The organism is Desulfovibrio sp. ZJ369 (genome assembly GCF_011039085.1).
In the GTDB taxonomy this organism is placed as follows: Bacteria; Desulfobacterota; Desulfovibrionia; order Desulfovibrionales; family Desulfovibrionaceae; genus Desulfovibrio.
Map to the genome: position 1 here is coordinate 22,665 of NZ_JAAKEI010000022.1, position 18,097 is coordinate 40,761.

General features: G+C 62.4%; 18 protein-coding genes. 8 read left to right on the forward strand and 10 right to left on the reverse strand.

Annotated elements, in window-relative coordinates:
- Positions 1 to 19: 19 nt before the first annotated feature.
- The 3 genes from ahbC to recA all read right to left on the reverse strand — a co-directional run bounded on the left by ahbC (position 20) and on the right by recA (position 5,229).
- A complete protein-coding gene (gene ahbC, locus G7Y51_RS08555; RefSeq protein ID WP_165176513.1) occupies positions 20 to 1,201 on the reverse strand; it encodes a 12,18-didecarboxysiroheme deacetylase in 1,182 nt (393 codons plus the stop codon).
- A 90-nt stretch (positions 1,202 to 1,291) separates the two neighbouring features.
- Positions 1,292 to 3,973 (reverse strand): alanine--tRNA ligase, encoded by a 2,682-nt coding sequence (gene alaS, locus G7Y51_RS08560; RefSeq protein ID WP_165176547.1) that lies wholly within the window; start codon positions 3,971 to 3,973, stop codon positions 1,292 to 1,294.
- Between the two features lie 152 nt (positions 3,974 to 4,125).
- Positions 4,126 to 5,229: a recombinase RecA gene (recA, locus tag G7Y51_RS08565; protein ID WP_165176516.1), complete on the reverse strand. Its 1,104-nt coding sequence runs from the start codon at positions 5,227 to 5,229 to the stop codon at positions 4,126 to 4,128.
- On the opposite strand from recA, the gene G7Y51_RS08570 reads away from it, so the two are divergent.
- From G7Y51_RS08570 to dksA, 3 genes are all read left to right on the forward strand, one after another.
- Positions 5,228 to 5,554: a hypothetical protein gene (locus G7Y51_RS08570; protein WP_165176519.1), complete on the forward strand. Its 327-nt coding sequence runs from the start codon at positions 5,228 to 5,230 to the stop codon at positions 5,552 to 5,554. The two genes, recA and G7Y51_RS08570, sit on opposite strands and share 2 nt — an antisense overlap.
- A 264-nt stretch (positions 5,555 to 5,818) precedes the next feature.
- Positions 5,819 to 6,952 carry a tRNA(5-methylaminomethyl-2-thiouridylate) methyltransferase gene (locus G7Y51_RS08575; RefSeq protein WP_165176521.1) on the forward strand — a complete coding sequence of 378 codons (1,134 nt, stop codon included), beginning with the start codon at positions 5,819 to 5,821 and terminating at the stop codon, positions 6,950 to 6,952.
- Between the two features lie 238 nt (positions 6,953 to 7,190).
- Positions 7,191 to 7,553, forward strand: coding sequence for an RNA polymerase-binding protein DksA (dksA, locus tag G7Y51_RS08580; protein ID WP_165176523.1), 363 nt, complete (start codon positions 7,191 to 7,193; stop codon positions 7,551 to 7,553).
- Between the two features lie 147 nt (positions 7,554 to 7,700).
- Here the strand turns inward: dksA and G7Y51_RS08585 are convergent, their stop codons facing one another.
- Positions 7,701 to 7,943, reverse strand: a complete 243-nt coding sequence (locus G7Y51_RS08585) for a hypothetical protein (RefSeq protein WP_165176525.1) — start codon at positions 7,941 to 7,943, stop codon at positions 7,701 to 7,703.
- A 117-nt stretch (positions 7,944 to 8,060) separates the two neighbouring features.
- Here G7Y51_RS08585 and G7Y51_RS08590 point away from each other — a divergent pair, with 117 nt between their 5' ends.
- On the forward strand, positions 8,061 to 9,803 hold the full coding sequence (locus G7Y51_RS08590) for an NFACT RNA binding domain-containing protein (RefSeq protein WP_165176527.1): 1,743 nt from the start codon (positions 8,061 to 8,063) through the stop codon (positions 9,801 to 9,803).
- A gap of 55 nt (positions 9,804 to 9,858) precedes the next feature.
- Here the strand turns inward: G7Y51_RS08590 and G7Y51_RS08595 are convergent, their stop codons facing one another.
- The 6 genes from G7Y51_RS08595 to G7Y51_RS08620 form a co-directional block, all read right to left on the reverse strand.
- The gene (locus G7Y51_RS08595; protein WP_165176529.1) at positions 9,859 to 10,287 is read right to left on the reverse strand and encodes a DMT family transporter; all 429 of its coding nucleotides are present in this window, start codon (positions 10,285 to 10,287) and stop codon (positions 9,859 to 9,861) included.
- A gap of 75 nt (positions 10,288 to 10,362) precedes the next feature.
- Positions 10,363 to 11,316 (reverse strand): carbohydrate kinase family protein, encoded by a 954-nt coding sequence (locus tag G7Y51_RS08600; protein ID WP_165176531.1) that lies wholly within the window; start codon positions 11,314 to 11,316, stop codon positions 10,363 to 10,365.
- A gap of 30 nt (positions 11,317 to 11,346) precedes the next feature.
- Positions 11,347 to 11,670, reverse strand: a complete 324-nt coding sequence (gene cutA / locus G7Y51_RS08605; RefSeq protein ID WP_165176533.1) for a divalent-cation tolerance protein CutA — start codon at positions 11,668 to 11,670, stop codon at positions 11,347 to 11,349.
- Between the two features lie 345 nt (positions 11,671 to 12,015).
- Positions 12,016 to 12,321 (reverse strand): flagellar biosynthesis anti-sigma factor FlgM, encoded by a 306-nt coding sequence (flgM, locus tag G7Y51_RS08610; protein ID WP_165176535.1) that lies wholly within the window; start codon positions 12,319 to 12,321, stop codon positions 12,016 to 12,018.
- Between the two features lie 106 nt (positions 12,322 to 12,427).
- Entirely contained in the window at positions 12,428 to 12,862 is a 435-nt protein-coding gene (locus tag G7Y51_RS08615) for a DVU0524 family FlgM-associated protein (protein WP_165176537.1), read from the reverse strand.
- Positions 12,863 to 13,103: 241 nt separating this feature from the next.
- On the reverse strand, positions 13,104 to 13,973 hold the full coding sequence (locus G7Y51_RS08620) for a methylenetetrahydrofolate reductase (protein ID WP_165176539.1): 870 nt from the start codon (positions 13,971 to 13,973) through the stop codon (positions 13,104 to 13,106).
- A gap of 395 nt (positions 13,974 to 14,368) precedes the next feature.
- Here G7Y51_RS08620 and G7Y51_RS08625 point away from each other — a divergent pair, with 395 nt between their 5' ends.
- From G7Y51_RS08625 to G7Y51_RS08640, 4 genes are all read left to right on the forward strand, one after another.
- Positions 14,369 to 15,517 carry a phosphodiester glycosidase family protein gene (locus G7Y51_RS08625; protein ID WP_241160182.1) on the forward strand — a complete coding sequence of 383 codons (1,149 nt, stop codon included), beginning with the start codon at positions 14,369 to 14,371 and terminating at the stop codon, positions 15,515 to 15,517.
- Positions 15,518 to 15,738: 221 nt separating this feature from the next.
- Complete coding sequence (locus G7Y51_RS08630) at positions 15,739 to 16,119, forward strand: desulfoferrodoxin (protein WP_165176541.1); 381 nt, start codon at positions 15,739 to 15,741, stop codon at positions 16,117 to 16,119.
- A gap of 114 nt (positions 16,120 to 16,233) precedes the next feature.
- Positions 16,234 to 16,371 carry a rubredoxin gene (locus G7Y51_RS08635; protein WP_165068593.1) on the forward strand — a complete coding sequence of 46 codons (138 nt, stop codon included), beginning with the start codon at positions 16,234 to 16,236 and terminating at the stop codon, positions 16,369 to 16,371.
- Positions 16,372 to 16,744: 373 nt separating this feature from the next.
- A complete protein-coding gene (locus G7Y51_RS08640; RefSeq protein WP_165176543.1) occupies positions 16,745 to 17,950 on the forward strand; it encodes an FprA family A-type flavoprotein in 1,206 nt (401 codons plus the stop codon).
- Positions 17,951 to 18,097 lie beyond the last annotated feature (147 nt).

Genomic DNA, 18,097 nt, shown 5'->3' on the forward strand with positions numbered 1-18,097 from the left:
GGAGCTGATGGCCGGATGCCTACAGGCCGATCTCTTCATCGGTAAGATAGCAGGCCGGATCCTGCGCCCATTCGTCCCCGTAAAAGGCTTCGGCCCGGGCCCGGAAGTTGCCGCCGCAGATGTTGAGGTAGCGGCATTTGGCGCAGCGGCCCTTCACATGGGCCTTCTTGTTCTTGAGTTTGTGCAGCAGCTCAATGGACGGGTCATCCCAGATCTGCGAGAAAGGCCGCTCCAGCACGTTGCCGAAGACATGCCCGCGCCAGAACTGATCCGCGTGTACCTTGCCGTCCCAGGAAATACAGCCGATGCCCCGGCCCGAATTATTGCCCTCGTTGTACTGCAACAACTCAAAAACTTCCTCGGCCCGTTTGGGATCCTCGCGCTTCAGGCGCATCCAGACGTAGGGGCCGTCGGCGTGATTGTCCACGGTCAATATTTCCTTGGGATGCCCCGCCTCAAAAAGCGCGCGGGTTTCATCCATGATCAGATCCAGCACGGCGCGGGTTTCGGCATGATCCAGATCTTCCTTGATCAATGCCGAGCCCCGGCCCGAATACACCAGATGATAGAAGCAGGCCCGCGGCACTTCCAATTCCCTGAGCAGACGGAAGATGCCGGGGATTTCCGCCACATTGCGCTTGTTGATGGTAAAACGCAGGCCCACTTTCAGGCCTTCGGCCTGACAATTGGCAATGCCCTGCAAGGCCTTTTTGAACGCGCCGGGCACGCAGCGGAAATGATCGTGCACTTCTTCCATGCCGTCCAGCGAAATGCCCACATAGGAGAGGCCCACCGCCTTGAGCTCGCGCGCCTTCTGCGGGGTGATCAGCGTGCCGTTGGTGGAGATCACCGCGCGCATGCCCCTGGCTGTGGCGTGGCTGGCCAGCTCCACCAGATCGTTGCGCACCAGAGGTTCGCCGCCGGAAAAAAGCATCACCGGCGCGCCGAAGGCCGCCAGATCGTCGATCATGGCCCTGGCCTGCCCGGTGTTGATGTCGTCCGTGCCGTCCACTTCCACGGCATGCGCATAGCAATGCACGCACTTCAGATTGCAGCGCTGCGTCATGTTCCAGACAATGACCGGCTTTTTGTCCCTGGAAAACTGCAGCAGATGCGAAGGCAGTTTGCCGGATTCGCGGCCGTAGCGCAGCGCGTCCGAAGGCTCTACCTGCCCGCAGTACAATTTGGAAATGCCTATCATAAGGGTATCCTGAGGGTATCCTGGGGTTGCGAAGCGCAGCGCGCGACACACGCGCCGGCTCCGGTGAAACAATATATATTTTGCTTGCTGCTAGTTGCCGATCAAGGCCTTCAACGCGGCAAAGGCCTGATCCAGGCCCTCGACCCTGTTGCCTCCGGCCTGGGCCAGATCCGGGCGTCCGCCGCCCGCGCCGCCCACTGGCGCGGCCACTTCCCTGATCAGAGCGGGGGCCGTGAAACGCCCGTGCAGATCCCTGGAAACATGGAGCAACAAACCCACTTTGCCGTCTTCGACGCTGGCAAGGCAGGCCACCCCCGACGTCAGCCGCGAGCGCACGTCGTCCATGATCTCGCGCAGGGCTTTGATCGGCACATTTTCCAGACGCGCGGCCAGCACGCGCACGCCGTTGATTTCCTCGATCTGCCGCAGCAGATCCGCGCCCGTGGCCGGAGCGGCCGCGGCTTTTTCCGAGGCTTTGCGCAATTTTTTGAGATCCGTTTGCAGGCTTTGCAGGCGCTCACGCAACTGACCGGGACGGGCTTTGAGCAGGGCGGCAAGATCGCTCAGCTCCGCGCGCTGCTCCACGGCCAGCCCATAGGCGTTCCAGCCGGTGACGGCCTCAATGCGGCGGGTTCCGGCGGCCACGCCGCTTTCCGCCAGGATCAGGAAGGAACCGGCCTGGCCGGTGCGGCTCAAATGCGTGCCGCCGCAAAGTTCCACGGATTCCGGGGCATCCTCCGCGCCCACGCTGAGCACGCGCACGGTCTCGCCGTATTTTTCGCCGAACAGGGCCATAGCCCCCGCGGCCAGGGCCTGCTCGCGCGGCATTTCCCGCGCCGTCACCGGCAGATCCGCCAGAATGGCGCGGTTTACGTCGCGCTCCACCGCGGCCAGTTCCTCGGGCTTCAGAGCCGCGATGTGCGAAAAGTCAAAGCGCAGGCGGTGGCTGTCCACCAGAGAACCGGCCTGCCTGACGTGACTGCCCAGCACCCGGCGCAGGGCCGCGTGCAGCAGATGCGTGCAGGTATGGTTGCGGGCCGTGGCCTGGCGGCTGTCTTCATCCACGGCAAGGCGCGCTTCCTGATCCGCGTGCAGTTCGCCCCGGAAGGTTTCAACTTCAAGCACAATGAGCTCCGGCGCGGGTTTGCGGGCCGTCAGCACCCTGGCCTGGCCCGACGCGGAGGAGAGCAGGCCAAGATCTCCGGCCTGGCCGCCGCCCTCGCCGTAAAAGGGAGTTTGGGCGGTCACCACGAAACCCTTCTGCCCTTCGCCCAGCATGGTTGCGGGTTGGCCGTGGAGATCCAAAAGCGCAATGATCCGGCTCTCGGCCGTAAGGCTTTCATACCCCACAAAACGGCTTTGCAGGCCATCGGCAGCCAAACGCGCCAGAGCTTTGGCCGCTTCGCCGCCCTCGCCCGCGCCCTGCCCCAGCAGACCGCCTTTTTTCTGATGATCGCGGGCCCGCTGGCGCTGCTCGCGCATATAATCCTCAAAGCCGGACGCGTCGGCAGTGAAGCCGCGCCGGCCCGCCACGTCCGTGACGATATCCAGGGGGAAACCGTAGGTATCATACAGCCTGAAACAGAAATCGCCGGGGATCTGCGTCAGCCCCGCGGCCGCGAGCCGCTGCAATTCCTCGTCCAGCAGATGCAGGCCCTTTTCCAGCGTCAGGGAGAAGCGCTGCTCTTCCTCGAAAACCGCGCGCTCAATGAAGGCCGCGTTGGCCGACAGTTCGGGATAGGCATCCGCCATGACTTCCGTGACCTTGCGGGCCACTTTGTGCAGAAAGGGCTCGTGCACGCCCATGAGCGTGGCAAAGCGCAGGGCCCGCCGGATCAGGCGGCGCAGCACATAGCCCCGGCTCTCGTTGGAGGGCAGCACGCCGTCGGCAATCAGAAAAGCCGCGGCCCGGCTGTGATCGGCAATCACGCGCAAGGCCGTGTCCACGTCGTTGGCGTCCGGCGCGCTGAAGCTGTAGGTCACGCCCGCGAGCCCGGCCGCATACTGAATGATTTCCTGAAACAGATCACAGTCGAAATTGGAGCGTTTGCCCTGACAGACGGCGGCGATGCGCTCCAGCCCCATGCCCGTGTCGATATTGGGCGCGGCCAGCAGCGCGCGGCTGCCGTCGGCCGCCTGGTCGAACTGGGTGAAGACCAGATTCCAGATTTCCAGAAAACGGTCGCAGTCGCACTTGCCGATGCCGCAGTCCGGCCCGCAGGCCATGTCCTCGCCCTGATCGATGTAGATTTCCGAGCAGGGGCCGCAGGGGCCTGTATCGCCCATGGTCCAGAAATTGTCCTTTTCGCCCATGCGCACGATGCGCTCCGGCGGGAGCTGCGCGATCTCCCGCCAGAGGGCGGCAGCCTCGTCATCCTCGCGAAAGACCGTGACCCAAAGCTTTTCCCTGGGCAATTGCAGTTCTTCAGTGACAAATTCCCAGGCCCAGGCAATGGCCTCGCGCTTGAAGTAATCGCCAAAGGAAAAATTGCCCAGCATTTCAAAAAAGGTATGGTGGCGCGCGGTGCGGCCCACATTTTCCAGGTCATTGTGCTTGCCGGACACGCGCAGGCATTTCTGGCAGCTTGCCGCCCGGCTGTAGGCGCGTTTTTCCTCTCCCAGAAAGAGCTTTTTGAACTGCACCATGCCCGCGTTGGTAAACAGCAGGCTGGGATCATCGGGCGGGATCAGCGGGCCGGAAGGCACGATTTCGTGCTGGTGGCGGTGAAAAAAGTCCAGGTAGCGGCGGCGGATTTCCGTGGCGGTGAGCATAAGGGGCTCCTTGGCAAAGCTGGGTCCGGCCGGAGCGGTCACCCGGGCCCGCGGCCCGCGCCGGCTGCTCCGCCGGAAGGGGATTGTCCCGAAACCCGTCAGGATTTCAGGAAGGAGCATGGGCCGGAAAGCGCGCTTTCCGGCCCGGGCAATTACTCGTACTCAGGCGTGCCCGGCAAGGCCGCGTCAGCGGCAGCCGCGCTTTCTTTCAGATCCTCGGAGGTGGGCACGAATTCCTTGGGGTGCATGCCCAGAAAATCAATGACCTTTGCTTCGATCTGATTGCGCAGATCTGCATTTTCGTCCAGCAGGGCGCGCACCTTTTCCCGGCCCTGGCCCAGCTTTTCGGCCCCGAAGGCGAACCAGGAGCCGCTCTGCTCGATGATCTTGGCCTCAATGCCCAGATCCAGCAACTCGCCTGAACGCGAGATGCCCTGGCCGTAGAGAATGTCGAAAACAGCGCTGCGGAACGGCGGAGCCATCTTGTTCTTGACCACTTTGACCTTGGTGCGCGAGCCGAAAGATTCCTCTTTGTCCTTCAGGGTCTGAATGCGGCGGATGTCCAAACGCACCGAGGAATAGAACTTGAGCGCGTTGCCGCCGGTGGTGGTTTCCGGGCTGCCGTAGCCCTGCACGCCGATCTTCATGCGGATCTGGTTGATGAAGATCACCGAGGTGCGGGACTTGTGAATGGTGCCGGTCAGGCGACGCATGGCATGGGACATGAGCCGGGCGTGACCGCCGACCTGGGTTTCGCCCATGTCGCCCTCCAGCTCGGCCTGGGGGATCAGGGCGGCCACCGAATCCACAACCACCAGATCCACGGCGCCCGATCGCACCAGCATGTCCGCGATGTCCAGAGCCTGCTCGCCGTAATCCGGCTGGGAAATGAGCAGCTCGTCGGTATTCACGCCCAGGCGCCTGGCGTAGCCCACGTCCAGGGCGTGCTCGGCGTCCACAAACGCGCAGGTGCCGCCCATTTTCTGACATTCGGCAATAATATGCAGGGTCAGGGTGGTTTTGCCCGAGGACTCGGGCCCGAAAATTTCGGAGATGCGTCCGCGCGGAATCCCGCCCACGCCAAGGGCCAGGTCCAGGCCGATGGAACCCGTGGGAATCACGGGCACGCTGACATGAGCCTCGTCGGAGAGTTTCATCACCGCGCCCTTGCCGTATTTGCGCTCAATGGTGGACAAGGCGGTGCCCAACGCTTCGGCACGGGCGTCTTCAGGGGTCAGGGCAGGCTTTTTGGCCATGTTCGTGTTGCTCCGGGTAAGAGATATTCAAGCGCACCATACTAGCAAAGGCTGCGACGCAAGGCAACAAGGCCGCAGCGGGGAGACTTTCACGCCTTCACTAGAGCATTTTGCTTTTGAAATTATTCAATATTCAAAAGCGGCGCTGCCATCATTTCCCCGCAAGCGGGACAAGCGCCTGAAAAGCGTGGTTTTCAGGCTCATTCGGCGCGGGCGTCCGCTCCGCGGCCGCCAGAGCGGTTGCCGTTTTCAACAGCAAACCGCTCTAAAAATGATATTGCAACCATCTGAAATTCAAAACGAATTTTTTAGAAAATCATCCTAAAGGTGAATCCCTCGCAGCGAAGCGGCTTTTGCCGGCTCTCCGGCTTTTCCGGGCTTTTCGCGCGCGCCGGCCTTGTTGCGTGCAATTCCCTGGCGGCCCGCGGGCCGCCCGTCTTTGCGGGCTAATCTGTCAGAGATAAGTATCAAGAGCAGAAAATCAACGTCTCCCGGCCCGTGAATGGATTTTTACGGACGCGTCCGGCGTAAGGGCAGACTGCCGTCAGGGTCTTGCCCTTTGCCTCTCCCTTCGCGTACAACGCCCTGCATGACTGACACCCCTGACGCCATTGTGCTCTTTTCCGGCGGCCTGGACAGCATCCTGGCCGCCAGGCTCCTGCAAAGCCAGGGGCTTGCGGTGCGCTGCCTGCACTGTACCTCGCCCTTTTTCGGCGACGCGGCGGCCGTGGCAAACTGGCAGGAACTCTACGGCCTGGACATTTGCAGCCTGGATGTGAGCGAGGATTTCGCGGCCCTGCTGCGCCGCAGGCCCGTTTACGGTTTCGGCAAGGTCATGAACCCTTGCGTGGACTGCAAAATTCTGCTCCTGCGGCGGGCCCGCCTGTACATGCAGGCTGTGGGCGGGCGCGTGCTGGCCACGGGCGAGGTGCTCGGGCAGCGCCCCATGTCGCAGCGGCGCGATACGTTGCATGTGATCATGCGCGACGCGGGCGTAAGTGATGTGCTGCTGCGCCCGCTCTGCGCGCAGCATTTGCCTCCTATTCCGGCCGAGGTGGAGGGCCTGGTGGATCGCTCGCGCCTGCTGGGTATTTCCGGGCGGGGACGCAGCGAACAACTGGCCCTGGCCGCGCAGTACGGCCTGAAAACAATCCCCACGCCCGGCGGCGGCTGCCGTCTTACGGAAAGGGAAAACGCCCGGCGTTACTGGCCCGTGCTCACTCGCCGCGCGCAGCCCGAAGCGGCGGATTTCGCCCTGGCCAATCTGGGGCGGCAGTTCTGGCGTAGCGCGCCCCAAGGCGAGTATTGGCTCAGCGTGGGCCGCAACAGTGCGGACAATCAGCGCCTGGCCGCAGCCGCAAGGCCTGGGGACGCGCTGATCACGCTCACGAATCTGCCCGGCCCTCTGGCCCTGGCCCGCGACGGCGCAACCTGGCCGCCGCCCGTGCTGGAAGAGGCTGCCGCCCTGACGGCTTCCTATGCGCCCAAGGCCGTGGCTGTGGCCGCGCCTGTCATGCTGCGCGCGCGCTGGCGCGACGACGGCCGGGAGTTGGCAGTCATGCCCCGACGCCCTCAAGGCCACGCCGATCTCTGGCGCGAGCCCGCCTGGGAAGAGGTGCGTTCGGAAATCCGGGCCGAAATGCGGGCGGCTCTACAGGCGCGGGAAACAGGCGCCCGGAGCGCGCAGCGTTGTGTCAAGGCTGATTGCGGCCGCCGGTTGTGACGGACTGCCCGTGTCAGAACGGCGAGGGCTTCGCCTTTGCGATGCTTTTCTTAAAAAATTCATTGTAATTTTACATGGTTGTAAAAGAAATTTCACTCTGAAAGCGCATCCTTCAGAACGGCCAGGATCTTTACAAAGGCAAGGCTTGAAGCTATATGGGACTATTACAGCTCAGAAATAAGGATACAGTCTGAACGGCATGTTTCAACTGCTATCGTACCGGCTGGAGGGCTTATATATGGATCATAACGACCTTGAATTTTTTCGCAAGCTCCTTTCCGAGATGCTGGAGGAAGCCCAACAAAAGGGCGACTCCACGCTGGAGGAGCTTACCGACAGCAATGAGGTCTTCGCCGACCCGGCGGATCGGGCCACGGCCGAGTCCGATCGCGCCTTCACCCTGCGCATCCGCGACCGCGAACGCCGCCTGATCCGCAAAATTCAGGCCGCCTTGCAGCGCATTGACGATGGCACATACGGCATCTGCGAGGAGTGCGGCGAAGAAATAAGCATCCCGCGCCTCAAAGCCCGGCCCGTGACGCGTTTGTGCATCAATTGCAAGGCCAAGCAGGAAGAGGACGAACACCTTCGCGGCGATTAGAGCGTTTTGCTCATGAAATGAGCTAAACGCTCTGGCGGCAGCGTTCGCTGGCGCCAGAGCCGGCGGTAGCCGTTAGCAAGCTTTGCTTGCCTACGGATAGCGACAGCGGTTGCGTTGGCTGGCTGTCGCAGTAACCAGTTGCTGTCTTCATCCGTAGCTTCCTTCGTCGCAACGGCTGAAGCAATGAGCGTCCAGACCGCGTTCTGGACGCGAAATGATGGCAGCGCCGCTTTCGCCGCTTTGAAATTGAATAATTTCAAAAGCAAAATGCTCTAGAGCGAGCTCGCCACACGCGCCTTTTGCCATCCGGATCGTATCAGCAAAACGGCGCAGCCCGGATCCGTGCTGTTTTGCGCTATCCTTGAGCTGCGCCGTTCCGTAAGCCTGCAATTCTTATCCCTCGATGCTCACCCTGCTGTTCAGGCGGAATTTTTCATGATCAATGCCGCGGCAAAAACAGATCATGCCGCTGTTGCCGCCCGGCCTCTTCCCCTGTAGTGTCGCCGCATGGACGCCCATCTTTTCCGCCGCTTCTGCGAAGATCTTGTGCCCCGGCTCACCGGCGCGCGCCTGGAAAAACTTCAGGAGCCCGCGCCGGGCCTGCTGACCCTGACCCTTTTCAAGGCGGGCCGCAAATGCCAGCTCTGCCTGCGCTTCGGCCGCAAGGAACCCTTCTGCTTCCTGACCGAAAAACGGATCAGCGCCGGGCACGCGCCCACAGCCCGGATCATGCGCCTGCGCAAATACGCGGCGGAGCGCCGCATAGCGGCCTGCGTGACGCAATTCTGCGCGCGCCGGCTCTGGCTGCTCCTGGGCGACGCCTCTGGCGGCAGACACGGCGAGGGCGCTGCGTCCGGCACATCTCTCTGGCTGCTTTTGGATCTGCGCGAGGGGCCGTCCTTGCATTTCCTCGAAGCGCAGGAAAGCCCGGCAGAAGATCGCCCCGCCTGGCCCGCGCCGGAAAATCTGGACGAAGCCTGCGCGAACTGGCGGCAATGGCCGGTACTCACGCCTGCCCTGCGCCGCACGCTGACGCATCTTGAAAAGCTTGAACAATGGGCCCTGCTGGAGGATCTGCGCGCGGGCGGCGGCGATATTTTTCTTTATGGCGCGCCCTTCCACAAGAAAGGCGGCGAGAGCGGCCCAGGCCCGGCAGCAATGAGCGTTCGCGCCGTAAGCGCCTGGCCTTTGCCCCCGGCGTTGCGGGAAGGTCTGGAGCCGCTCTGCGCGGAAAGCGGAGCGCCTGAAAATGCGCAGGGCACAGCCTTCCCGCCGCACATGCCTCCGAGCGCGGTCCAGGGCTGCCGGATTCTGGACTTGCTGGAACGGGCCGGGCAAAGCCTTGTGCTGGAACGTCTGGCGCAGGAAAACGCAGCCGCAGCGGCCCTGCCTCTGGACCGCCGCAGCCGCAAGCTCGCGCGTTTGCTGTGCAAATTGGATGAGGAAGAGAAGCGCCTTGGGGCCATGCTGGCGGCCAGGGCAGACGCGCTGGCCCTGCGTGAAAATCTCTGGCGCTGGCCCGCGGATCTGCGCGCTGCGAGCCTCAACGTTCCGGTGGGCGCGGCAAGCGCAGGCCCGGAAGAAGCGACCCGCGAGGCGGGGCAGGCCGCCATGCGGCAAATCCGCCTGGACCCTCGCCGCACGGTACGCGAGGAAATGGAAGCGCTTTTTCATCGCGCCCGGCGAGGGCAGCGGGGCCTGGAACATCTGGCGGCCCGGCGAGCGGCTCTGGAAGAAGAAGCCGCGGCCCTGCGCCGCGCGCGCCGCGAACTCCTGCCGGGAAGTCACGACGCTGCAATGCCGGGCGCCAAGACGCAAAGCGCGGGCAAAACGCCCGCCCCGACGCCGGGCAGGACTCTGCCTAAAAATGTGCAGCTCTTTGTGAGCGCCGACGGCTTCGCCTTGTTGCGCGGCCGCGACGCAAAGGGCAATCTGGCGGCGCTCAGGCTGGCCGCGCCTCATGACATCTGGCTGCATGCCGAGAACGGACCCGGCGCGCATGTGATCATCCGCCGGGCCCACGGCGGCCAGGACGTGCCCGAACGCACTCTGGATCAGGCCGGAGCTCTGGCCGCCTGCAAAAGCTGGCAGCGCGACGCGGCCAGGGCGCGCATCCTGTACGCGGAAGCGCGCCATGTGAAGCCCTTGCGCAACGCGCCCGCGGGCACGGTGCGGGTGGACAAGGTATTCAGCTCGCGCGAAGTGCCTGTGGACTGCGAGCTGGAGACCTTGCTGCTGCCTGCCCTTTAGAGCGTTTTTTGATTGAAAATGAATATGTTCAATCAAAAAATGCTTTAGGCTTCTGTCAGCGCCGGAGCGTCAGCAGCAGCCCGGCCAGCACCAGCGCAAAGCCGAGCAGGCGTCGCCAGCCGAAAGGCGTCACCGCAAGGCCGAACCAGCCGAAATTGTCGATCACGGCAGCCACCACGAGATTGCCAAAAATCATGGCCAGCACTGTGGCCAGCACGCCGATGCGCGGCACGGCGAGGATCGTGCACAAGACCATGATTGCGCCCAGAATGCCGCCGATCCACTGCCAGGGCGGCGTCTCGGCCACGCGCAGCAGATGGCCGCGGCCAAAGCAGAGTACCGCCAGAGCCAGAAAAAGCGTGCCGCCCGCAAAAGACAGCAGACTGCTTTCCAGCACGCCCACAGTACGGCTGAGCGCCGCGTTAATCGGCGACTGCGCGGCGATCATTCCGCCTGCCAGAACCATCAAAAATATATACAGCATGGTCGTATCCCGTATGCGCGGGCGCCAGCGAACGCTGTCGCCAGAGCGTTTAGCTCATTTCATGAGCAAAACGCTCTAAGCCGGCAGACTCTGGGGGAACGGCCCGAACACGCTCTCGTAGCGCTCCCGGAATTGGGCCGGGGTGAAGTTGTGTTCCTGGGTGCCCATTTTTTCCAGGGCAAAGCTGGCGCTCACCGAGCCGAGCCTGGCCGCATCGGGCATGGACAGACCACGCGCCAGGCCCAGAAGCAGGCCCGCGCGGTGGGCGTCGCCCGCGCCTGTGGGGTCAACGACCCGCTGGGGCGGCACCGGGGGGATGCGCAGCTCAGTGCCGTCGGCCCCGCGCACCAGCGCGCCTTCCGCGCCCAGGGTGGTGACCAGCCAGAGCGTGCGGCCCAGCAGTTCATCCTCGGTTTTGCCCGTGGCCTTGCAGATCATGTTCAGCTCGTAATCATTGGTGATGCAGGCCAGCGAGCCTTCCACGGCGGCCAGCAAATCCCGGCCGGAAAGCACGGGCAGTTGCTGGCCCGGATCATAGATGTAGGGCACGCCCTTCTCGCGGTAGAACGCGGGCAGGCGGCGCATGTCCTCCACATTGCCGGGCGAGACGATGGCCAGATCCCGATCCGGGTCAAGGCCGGGAAACTTGTAGTCCGCAGGCAGGCTCATGGCGCCCGGATAAAAACCCGTAATCTGGTTGCTGTTCATGTCCGTGGTGATGTAGCAGAGGGCCGTGAACACGTCCGCGTCGCGGCGGATGCCGTCCAGAGGCAGGCCCAGTTTGCTCAGGGCTTCGGCATAGGCCACGAAGTCGCGCCCGGCCGCGGCCACGATGACCGGCTTTTCCCCCAGCAGGGCCAGGGAATAGGCGATATTGCCCGCGCAGCCGCCGCGGCGCTCGTCCATGCCGTCCACCATGAAGCTGACGTTGAGCATGTGCAGCTTGTCCATCAGGATATGATCCTGAAAATTGCCGGGAAAGGTCATGATGCGGTCAAAAGCCAGGGAGCCTGAAATATAAATGGCCATGGATTCCTCGCTGTAGATCCGCGCGGCGCGCTATTCCGCGGGCGGCAGGCTGTTTTCCTCAATCCAGCGCAAAAAGGGCTGGTGCCCGGCCTCCAGGGGCAGGGCCGCAATACAGGGCACTTCATAGCTGTGCGCGCGCCGCACGACCGCGCAGAACTCCGGAAAGGCCGCGCGGCTGACCTGGGCCAGCAAAAGCCATTCCCCGGCCTCGCATACCTTGCCCTGCCAGCGGTAGACGGAGATGACTCCGGGCAGCAGATTCACGCCCGCGGCCAGGCGGCTTTCCACCAGCAGGCGGGCCAGGGCGCGGGCCTCGGCCTCATGCGGCACAGTCACATACGCCAGAAAAGACATGCGCTCTCCTCCGCGGCGCAACACGCCGCGGCAAGGTCATGGTACACGGGCTTGCCGAAAAAACAAAGGGGGGCAGGAGCCTCTTGCCCAGGCAAAGGCGCAAGCGCTCCAAGCTGATGCGCGGCCCTGACCGGGTGCGCCCCATGCTTCCGCCGGATATGGCGCTCAGCAGCCGACTGCGCACAGAGCCTGTTCCGGCCGGGGATGACCTTCACGACTTTTTTCATACAAAAAACCGCTCCGTCCCATGTGATTCGGGCGCGGCGCGGTTTGCGACACAAGAAATATCGTCCGGCAAGGGGATGTTGCTCTGCCCGTTCCCACCGGTCAGGCGGCAAAAACGGCTTACAGCCGGAACAGGCCGGGCTCCTCGCGGATCAGTCCGGCCGCAATCAGCCTGCTGTCAGGCTTGTAGGCGCCGTCGGCCACCTGAATGCGCAGGGCTTCGACCTTGTCGGCCCGCACGTCCGGCGCATTCTGGGCCGCGCGGCGGGCCTCCGTGAGCAAAAGCGCGTCCTGCGAGACACTGACCGTATCGCCCCTGGCGGCGTCGGCGGCATTTTCCGTCGCAGGGCGCGAGCGGGCCTGGCCGGTTTTTTCCGTGCCGGCATACGGATCAAGCAGCGGACTGCTGTTGCATTTGATTTCCATACGATTTTCTCCGCAATATCTGCCATGCATCCGCAGGCCCGGACCTTGCGCTTTTTCCGCAGTGCCGCTTTCGGACTGTGCGCCGTCACGGCCGCTCCCCGCCGGCTCAGTCCCTGGCGGGCTCATCCAGCATGCTCTGGTCGACCTTCTGGCGCGTAATCCGCCAAAGGGCGTGGCGCGTGCGGCGTTGCTCCTCTTCCGACAAAGGGCGCGGGCCTTCGGGACCTTTGCCCACGATGCAGAGTTTTCCGCCCGGCGGGTAGGCAAACTGCACGTCCTGGCCTACGGTTTTGCCCAGCTCCCGGCGGATTTCCTCCACCACGGGGTTGTCGCTGCCGGTAAAAATCAGGGTGTCAAAGAGCTCCTGCGCCACTTTTTCCACATAGACGCGGCGCTTGATCGCCGGATCCGGCTCTCGGGGGTCTCTGCCCTCCGCCAGACGCCGCTGTACCCGGAAGCGGGCCAGACGACGCGCCGCCAGCAACTGCTGCTCGTAACAGTGCAGCATCATGCGTTTCTGTGAGGTGCTGGCGTCGGTCATGGCTTTTTCCGTCCCTGTTGGTATTTTCGTCCCTCAACGTAAAAACTTTAGACTTTTTTTTGTTTTTTTACCAAATGACAAGAGAGGCAGGCCCTGGAGCAGATTACCTTTGACTTTTTATGAAAGTCAAAGGTGGCATTCAGGCGAAAAACGCGGTTTTCGCCTGAATGTACGCCGCGTTGCGGCGGCTGCCGCTTTCGCGTCAGCAGAGCATTTTCAAAGAGAAAATGCTCTAAACGCTCTACAGTCCCACTTCCTCAGCAATCTGCAGGCAGAGATCGCCCTTGTTCAAGGTATAGAGATGAATGCCCGGAGCGCCGCAGTCCAGTAGGCGGCAGATCTGACGCACGGCGAAATCCAGCCCCGCGTCGCGCACAGCAGCGGCCCCGCCCTTGCGGTTTGCCTCCTCCAGATCCAGATAGAGCCTGCCGGGAATATTGGCCCCGCAGAGTGAAAGCACGCGGCGCAGCGAGTCAAAACTCTGAATAGGCAAAATGCCCGGCAGCACCGGCACATCCAGGCCGTGCGCGTGCAGATTTTCCACCAGGGCTTCATATTCGCGCACGTCAAAGAAAAGCTGGGTCACGGCGAAATCGGCCCCGGCGCGCACTTTTTCAGCGGTATACTCACGATCCGCGGAAAACGACGGGGATTCGGGATGTGGCGCGGGGTAGGCGGCCACGCCGATGCCCATATCCGGCTCCTGCTCGCGCGCAAAGGCCACCAGATCCGCGGCATGGCGGAAATGCCCGGCCTTCCAGTCCCAGGTCGCGCCCACAGGCGGATCGCCGCGCAGCGCCAGCACGTTGTCGACGCCCGCGGCGCGCAGATCCCGCAAAAATCCGGCAATGCCTTCGGGCTCGGCCCCCACGCAGGTCAAGTGGGCCATAGCCGTAAAACCGCGCCGGGCAAGCTCCGCCGTAACGGCCAGGGTATTCTGTTGACGCGCCCCGCCCGCGCCGTAGGTCACGGACACAAAAAGCGGCTCCAGCGCGCGCAGTTGCTCCACCGTCCTGTAAAAGCCCGGCATCTGCGCCGCATCGGAAGGGGGAAAAAATTCCAAAGAAAAAAAAGGCGCTTTGGCCGCCTGGATCTGCTTGCCTATATGCATGGTTCCCCCTTGCAGGATGCAACGCTTGTATGCCCGCCTGCCCGTAGTTTACGGCACTGATTTGCCTGCACGCCTTGCCGGGCGCTCAAGCCGTTTCCGGCGTGAAGCGCCCTGCTGCAAGGCCACCCCGCACGCGCCTTGAACCGGCCGTCGTCCGCTGTGACCATGAGCTCGCTGCAACGGGCCGCAGGCGCGGAAAGCCCCGTCTGCTGTGAGGGTTCCAATATATCAAGATAACCTGATATGTCAAGCTGCTTTGTGCCGGAGTTCTTGCCAAACGCCAGTCCTAGTCGTAAGTGAAGGACATGCAAGCGCGTCGCATACCATCCTCAAGATACGGGGATGCCAGCCTTTCCGCCGTAAAGCCGCCGAGCCCCGCGCAAGGCCGCGGAGTCTTGCGCCGATTCGCCGCCGCATGCCGGGACGCTGCCCTGCTCCTGTTGTGCTGCTTCTTTACGATTGCGGCGGCCGAGCCTCAACCTTCGCCGCAGACCGCCGCTTTGCCTGCCGGGAATCCCGGCGCGGTCCCGGCGGACGCATCCCCCGGTCAGGCACAAAACCTTGCCGTGCAGGAGTACGCGCCGCCCCCGGCAAAGCCCGCTTTCAAGACCATGTCGGACGCGGCTCAGGAGCCGGGCCAGAAAGGCATTGACCCCAAAGGGCGGGCCGCCTGGATCGAGCTTGAGCCGGGCCTGAGCTTCGGGGAATTCCAGCTTAATGAAAACGAGACCCGCCTGAGCGCCCTGCGCATTGATCCGGCCCGCTTTGACTTCCTGCTCTGCGCCGCGTCCCGGGACGGCCGCCCGGCCCGCGCCCTGCATGACTGGGGCGAGCAGTACGATCTCACAGCGGCCATCAACGCCAGCATGTATCTGCCTGACGGCAGCACCAGCACAGGCTATATGCGCCACGGGGAGCACGTCAACAACAAGCGTCTGGTGCGGCGCTTCGGGGCCTTTTTCGTGGCCGGTCCCGATGACGCGCGCCTGCCTGCCGCCGCCATTCTGGATCGGGACGATCCTCTCTGGCGGCAACGTATTGATCAGTACAGCCTGGTGATCCAGAACTACCGGATGATCAATGCCGAGCGCCGCATCCTGTGGTCGCCCGGCGGCCCGCTCTATTCCATTTCGGCCGTGGCCCAGGACGGCGACGGCCAGATCCTTTTTCTGCACTGCCGGGAGCCGGTGGAAGCCTACACTTTTGCGCAGCAGTTGCTGCATCTGCCGCTCAACGTGCGCACCGTCATGTATGTGGAAGGCGGAGCCCAGGCCGGGCTGCTGGTGCGCTCCGCCTCGCTCAGGCGCGAATTGGCCGGACGCAGCGCCGCGGATTTTCTGGTCACGGGCAACATCAAGGCCCTGCTGCCCAATGTCCTGGGCGTGCGCCGCAAACAGCGGCCGCACGCAGCGGCCATTGCCGCCGAACCGCCCGCCGCGCAACAAGATGCCCCTGAAAAGCGCAGTGGAGAGCCCCTTGGGCTGAACGCGCCGCCCATGAGCCCCGCGGCTCCGGCTCTGCCGTCTCCGGCAGACCAGCCCTAGAGCATTTTGCTCATGAAAGTAGCAAAACGCTCCAGGCATAAAAAAAGCTTTACAACGCAAGGGATTTTTTACACACTGAGAGTCGATTCCGAAAAGGGCGAAAAAGTTCCCGCGCCTGCCGGGAGCCGCTTTTCGGAAAAACACGCTCAGCGGGCATGTGCCCGCCCACATAGCTTAAAATATTTGCCCCCCCCAACGGGCCGGGACAAGTGAGGAAGACCATGCCTAAACATCTTGAAATTTATAAATGCACCCATTGCGGCAATATTGTGGAAGTCCTGCATGGCGGCGGCGCAGAGATGTCCTGCTGTGGCGAACCCATGAAACTGATGAAGGAAGGCGCCACCGACGGCGCGCTGGAAAAGCATGTGCCGGTGATTGAGCGGGTGGACGGCGGCTACAGGGTCAAAATCGGCAGCGCCCCGCATCCCATGGAAGAAAAACACTACATTGAATGGATCGAGCTTCTGGCCGACGATCGCAGCTATACCAGGTTCCTGCGCCCCGGCGAGGAGCCTGAGGCCTTCTTCAAACTTGACGCCAACAGGGTGACAGCCCGCGAATACTGTAACCTGCACGGCTTGTGGAAGGCCGAAAACTAGCGCCTGCGCTGTGGAGGGCCCCGGGCGCGGCATGCGCGCCGGCGGCCTGCGGCGTATATTCGCCTGAAAAGAATGAGGCGCGGGCCTTCCGCGCCATGCCCCAAGGAGAACCCCATGGAAAAGTATGTCTGCAGTGTCTGTGGTTATGAATATGATCCGGCTGAACATGACAATGTGCCTTTCGATCAACTGCCCGACGATTGGGTCTGCCCTGTCTGCGGCGTGAGCAAGGATCAATTCAGTCCGGCCTAGGGGCTGTCTCTGAGCAGAGCTATGGCACTCGCTTCAGCCGTTGCGACAAAGGCTTGTCCCGGCTGAAAGAGCGGGAATGCTACGGATAACGACAGCGATTTCTTTGACAAAGCTCTGTGCAGGCCCATTGTTGTCTTTATCCGTAAAGCTCGCCAAGCTACGGCGAAAGCAAGAAGCAATTGAGAGGCAACCCCTGATTTTCCGACCTTTTTTCCTTCCCCGCCCTGCCGGTATTCCGGGAAGGCGGGGCTTTTTGTGAAAAAGCGTAGCGACGCGCCACCTGTGCCTTTGAGCGCAATGTAACTTTCGAGCGGAGTAACGTTACAGTTGAGGCATACCTTCTCGACAGTAATCTGTTCCAGGGAGACTGCACATGCAACCTGTTGAAATCAAAAAAAATATCTACTGGGTTGGCTTCGTTGACTATGATCACCGCGATTTCCACGGCTACTCCCGCTCGCCGGACGGGAGCACATACAACGCCTATCTGATCAAGGATCAAAAAAATGTCCTCGTGGATACCGTGGCTCCCGGCTGCGCGGGCACGCTGCTCTGCCGTCTGGCCAAGACCCTTGAGCCTGAAAAAGTGGATTACATTGTGTGCAACCACATGGAGCTGGATCACTCCGGTGCTCTGGCTGAGGTTGTGGAGCGCGTCAAACCCGAAAAAATCTTCGTTTCTCAGGCGGGCCTCAAGTCCTTTGCCGGATATTTCGCAGGCAAAAACTGGCCCGTGCAGGCCGTAAAAAGCGGTGAAACCCTGAATATCGGCAGCCGCAATATCGTCTTCCAGGAGACCCGCATGCTGCACTGGCCCGACAGCATGGTAAGCTATATCCCGGAAGACAAGCTCCTGATCAGCAACGATATTTTCGGGCAGAACATTGCAAGCAGCGCCCGCTTTACCGACGACTTCGGCGATGACGCCGAATTTGAGAAGCGTATCAAAGAATACTACTACAACATTGTTCTGCCGTATTCGCCCATGGTGCTGAAAGCCCTGCCCATCCTGGAAAAGCTCGACATCGACATGATCGCCCCGGATCACGGCCTGATCCACAGAGGCGCCAAGGCCGTGCGCTTCATTGTGGACTTCTATCGCCGCATGGCCGAGCAGAAGCCGCAGCAGCGCGCCCTGATATTTTACGATACCATGTGGCAGTCCACGGAAAGCATGGCCTATGCAGTCTGCAGCGGCCTGGAGGAAAACGGCGTGCCCACGCGGCTCATGTCCGTAAAACACAACCACCACAGCGCCGTGATGACCGAGCTCGCGGATTGCGGCGCGGTGCTGGCCGGCTCCCCCACCCACAACAACGGCGTGCTGCCCCTGGTGGCCGCCCAGTTGGCGTATATGAAAGGCTTGCGCCCGCAAAACCGCGTGGGCGGCGCTTTCGGCTCGTATGGCTGGTCGGGCGAGGCCCCCAAATATCTTCAGGAGCAGTTGGCCTCCATGGGTATGACAATGCCCGCGGAGCCCGTGAAATGCGCCTGGCAGCCGGATCGTGACGTGCTCAAGGCCTGCCATGAGCTCGGCAGAACCGTGGCCGAAACCCTGAAGCGGAAATGTCAGGGATAGAGCGGTTTGCTGTTGAAAACGGCAACCGCTCTGGCGGCCGCGGGAGCGGACGCCCGCGCCGAATGAGCGTCCAGACCGCGTTCTGGACGCGAAATGATGGCAGCGCCGCTTTTGAAATTGAATAATTTCAAAAGCAAAATGCTCTAG

Bases quoted from the DNA above. Each gene is read 5' to 3' on its own strand.
- ahbC (WP_165176513.1), bottom strand. From the start codon at position 1,201: ATGATAGGCATTTCCAAATTGTACTGCGGGCAGGTAGAGCCTTCGGAC.
- alaS (WP_165176547.1), bottom strand. From the start codon at position 3,973: ATGCTCACCGCCACGGAAATCCGCCGCCGCTACCTGGACTTTTTTCAC.
- G7Y51_RS08570 (WP_165176519.1), top strand. From the start codon at position 5,228: ATGTTCGTGTTGCTCCGGGTAAGAGATATTCAAGCGCACCATACTAGC.
- recA (WP_165176516.1), bottom strand. From the start codon at position 5,229: ATGGCCAAAAAGCCTGCCCTGACCCCTGAAGACGCCCGTGCCGAAGCG.
- G7Y51_RS08575 (WP_165176521.1), top strand. From the start codon at position 5,819: ATGACTGACACCCCTGACGCCATTGTGCTCTTTTCCGGCGGCCTGGAC.
- dksA (WP_165176523.1), top strand. From the start codon at position 7,191: ATGGATCATAACGACCTTGAATTTTTTCGCAAGCTCCTTTCCGAGATG.
- G7Y51_RS08590 (WP_165176527.1), top strand. From the start codon at position 8,061: ATGGACGCCCATCTTTTCCGCCGCTTCTGCGAAGATCTTGTGCCCCGG.
- G7Y51_RS08595 (WP_165176529.1), bottom strand. From the start codon at position 10,287: ATGCTGTATATATTTTTGATGGTTCTGGCAGGCGGAATGATCGCCGCG.
- G7Y51_RS08600 (WP_165176531.1), bottom strand. From the start codon at position 11,316: ATGGCCATTTATATTTCAGGCTCCCTGGCTTTTGACCGCATCATGACC.
- cutA (WP_165176533.1), bottom strand. From the start codon at position 11,670: ATGTCTTTTCTGGCGTATGTGACTGTGCCGCATGAGGCCGAGGCCCGC.
- flgM (WP_165176535.1), bottom strand. From the start codon at position 12,321: ATGGAAATCAAATGCAACAGCAGTCCGCTGCTTGATCCGTATGCCGGC.
- G7Y51_RS08615 (WP_165176537.1), bottom strand. From the start codon at position 12,862: ATGACCGACGCCAGCACCTCACAGAAACGCATGATGCTGCACTGTTAC.
- G7Y51_RS08620 (WP_165176539.1), bottom strand. From the start codon at position 13,973: ATGCATATAGGCAAGCAGATCCAGGCGGCCAAAGCGCCTTTTTTTTCT.
- G7Y51_RS08630 (WP_165176541.1), top strand. From the start codon at position 15,739: ATGCCTAAACATCTTGAAATTTATAAATGCACCCATTGCGGCAATATT.
- G7Y51_RS08635 (WP_165068593.1), top strand. From the start codon at position 16,234: ATGGAAAAGTATGTCTGCAGTGTCTGTGGTTATGAATATGATCCGGCT.
- G7Y51_RS08640 (WP_165176543.1), top strand. From the start codon at position 16,745: ATGCAACCTGTTGAAATCAAAAAAAATATCTACTGGGTTGGCTTCGTT.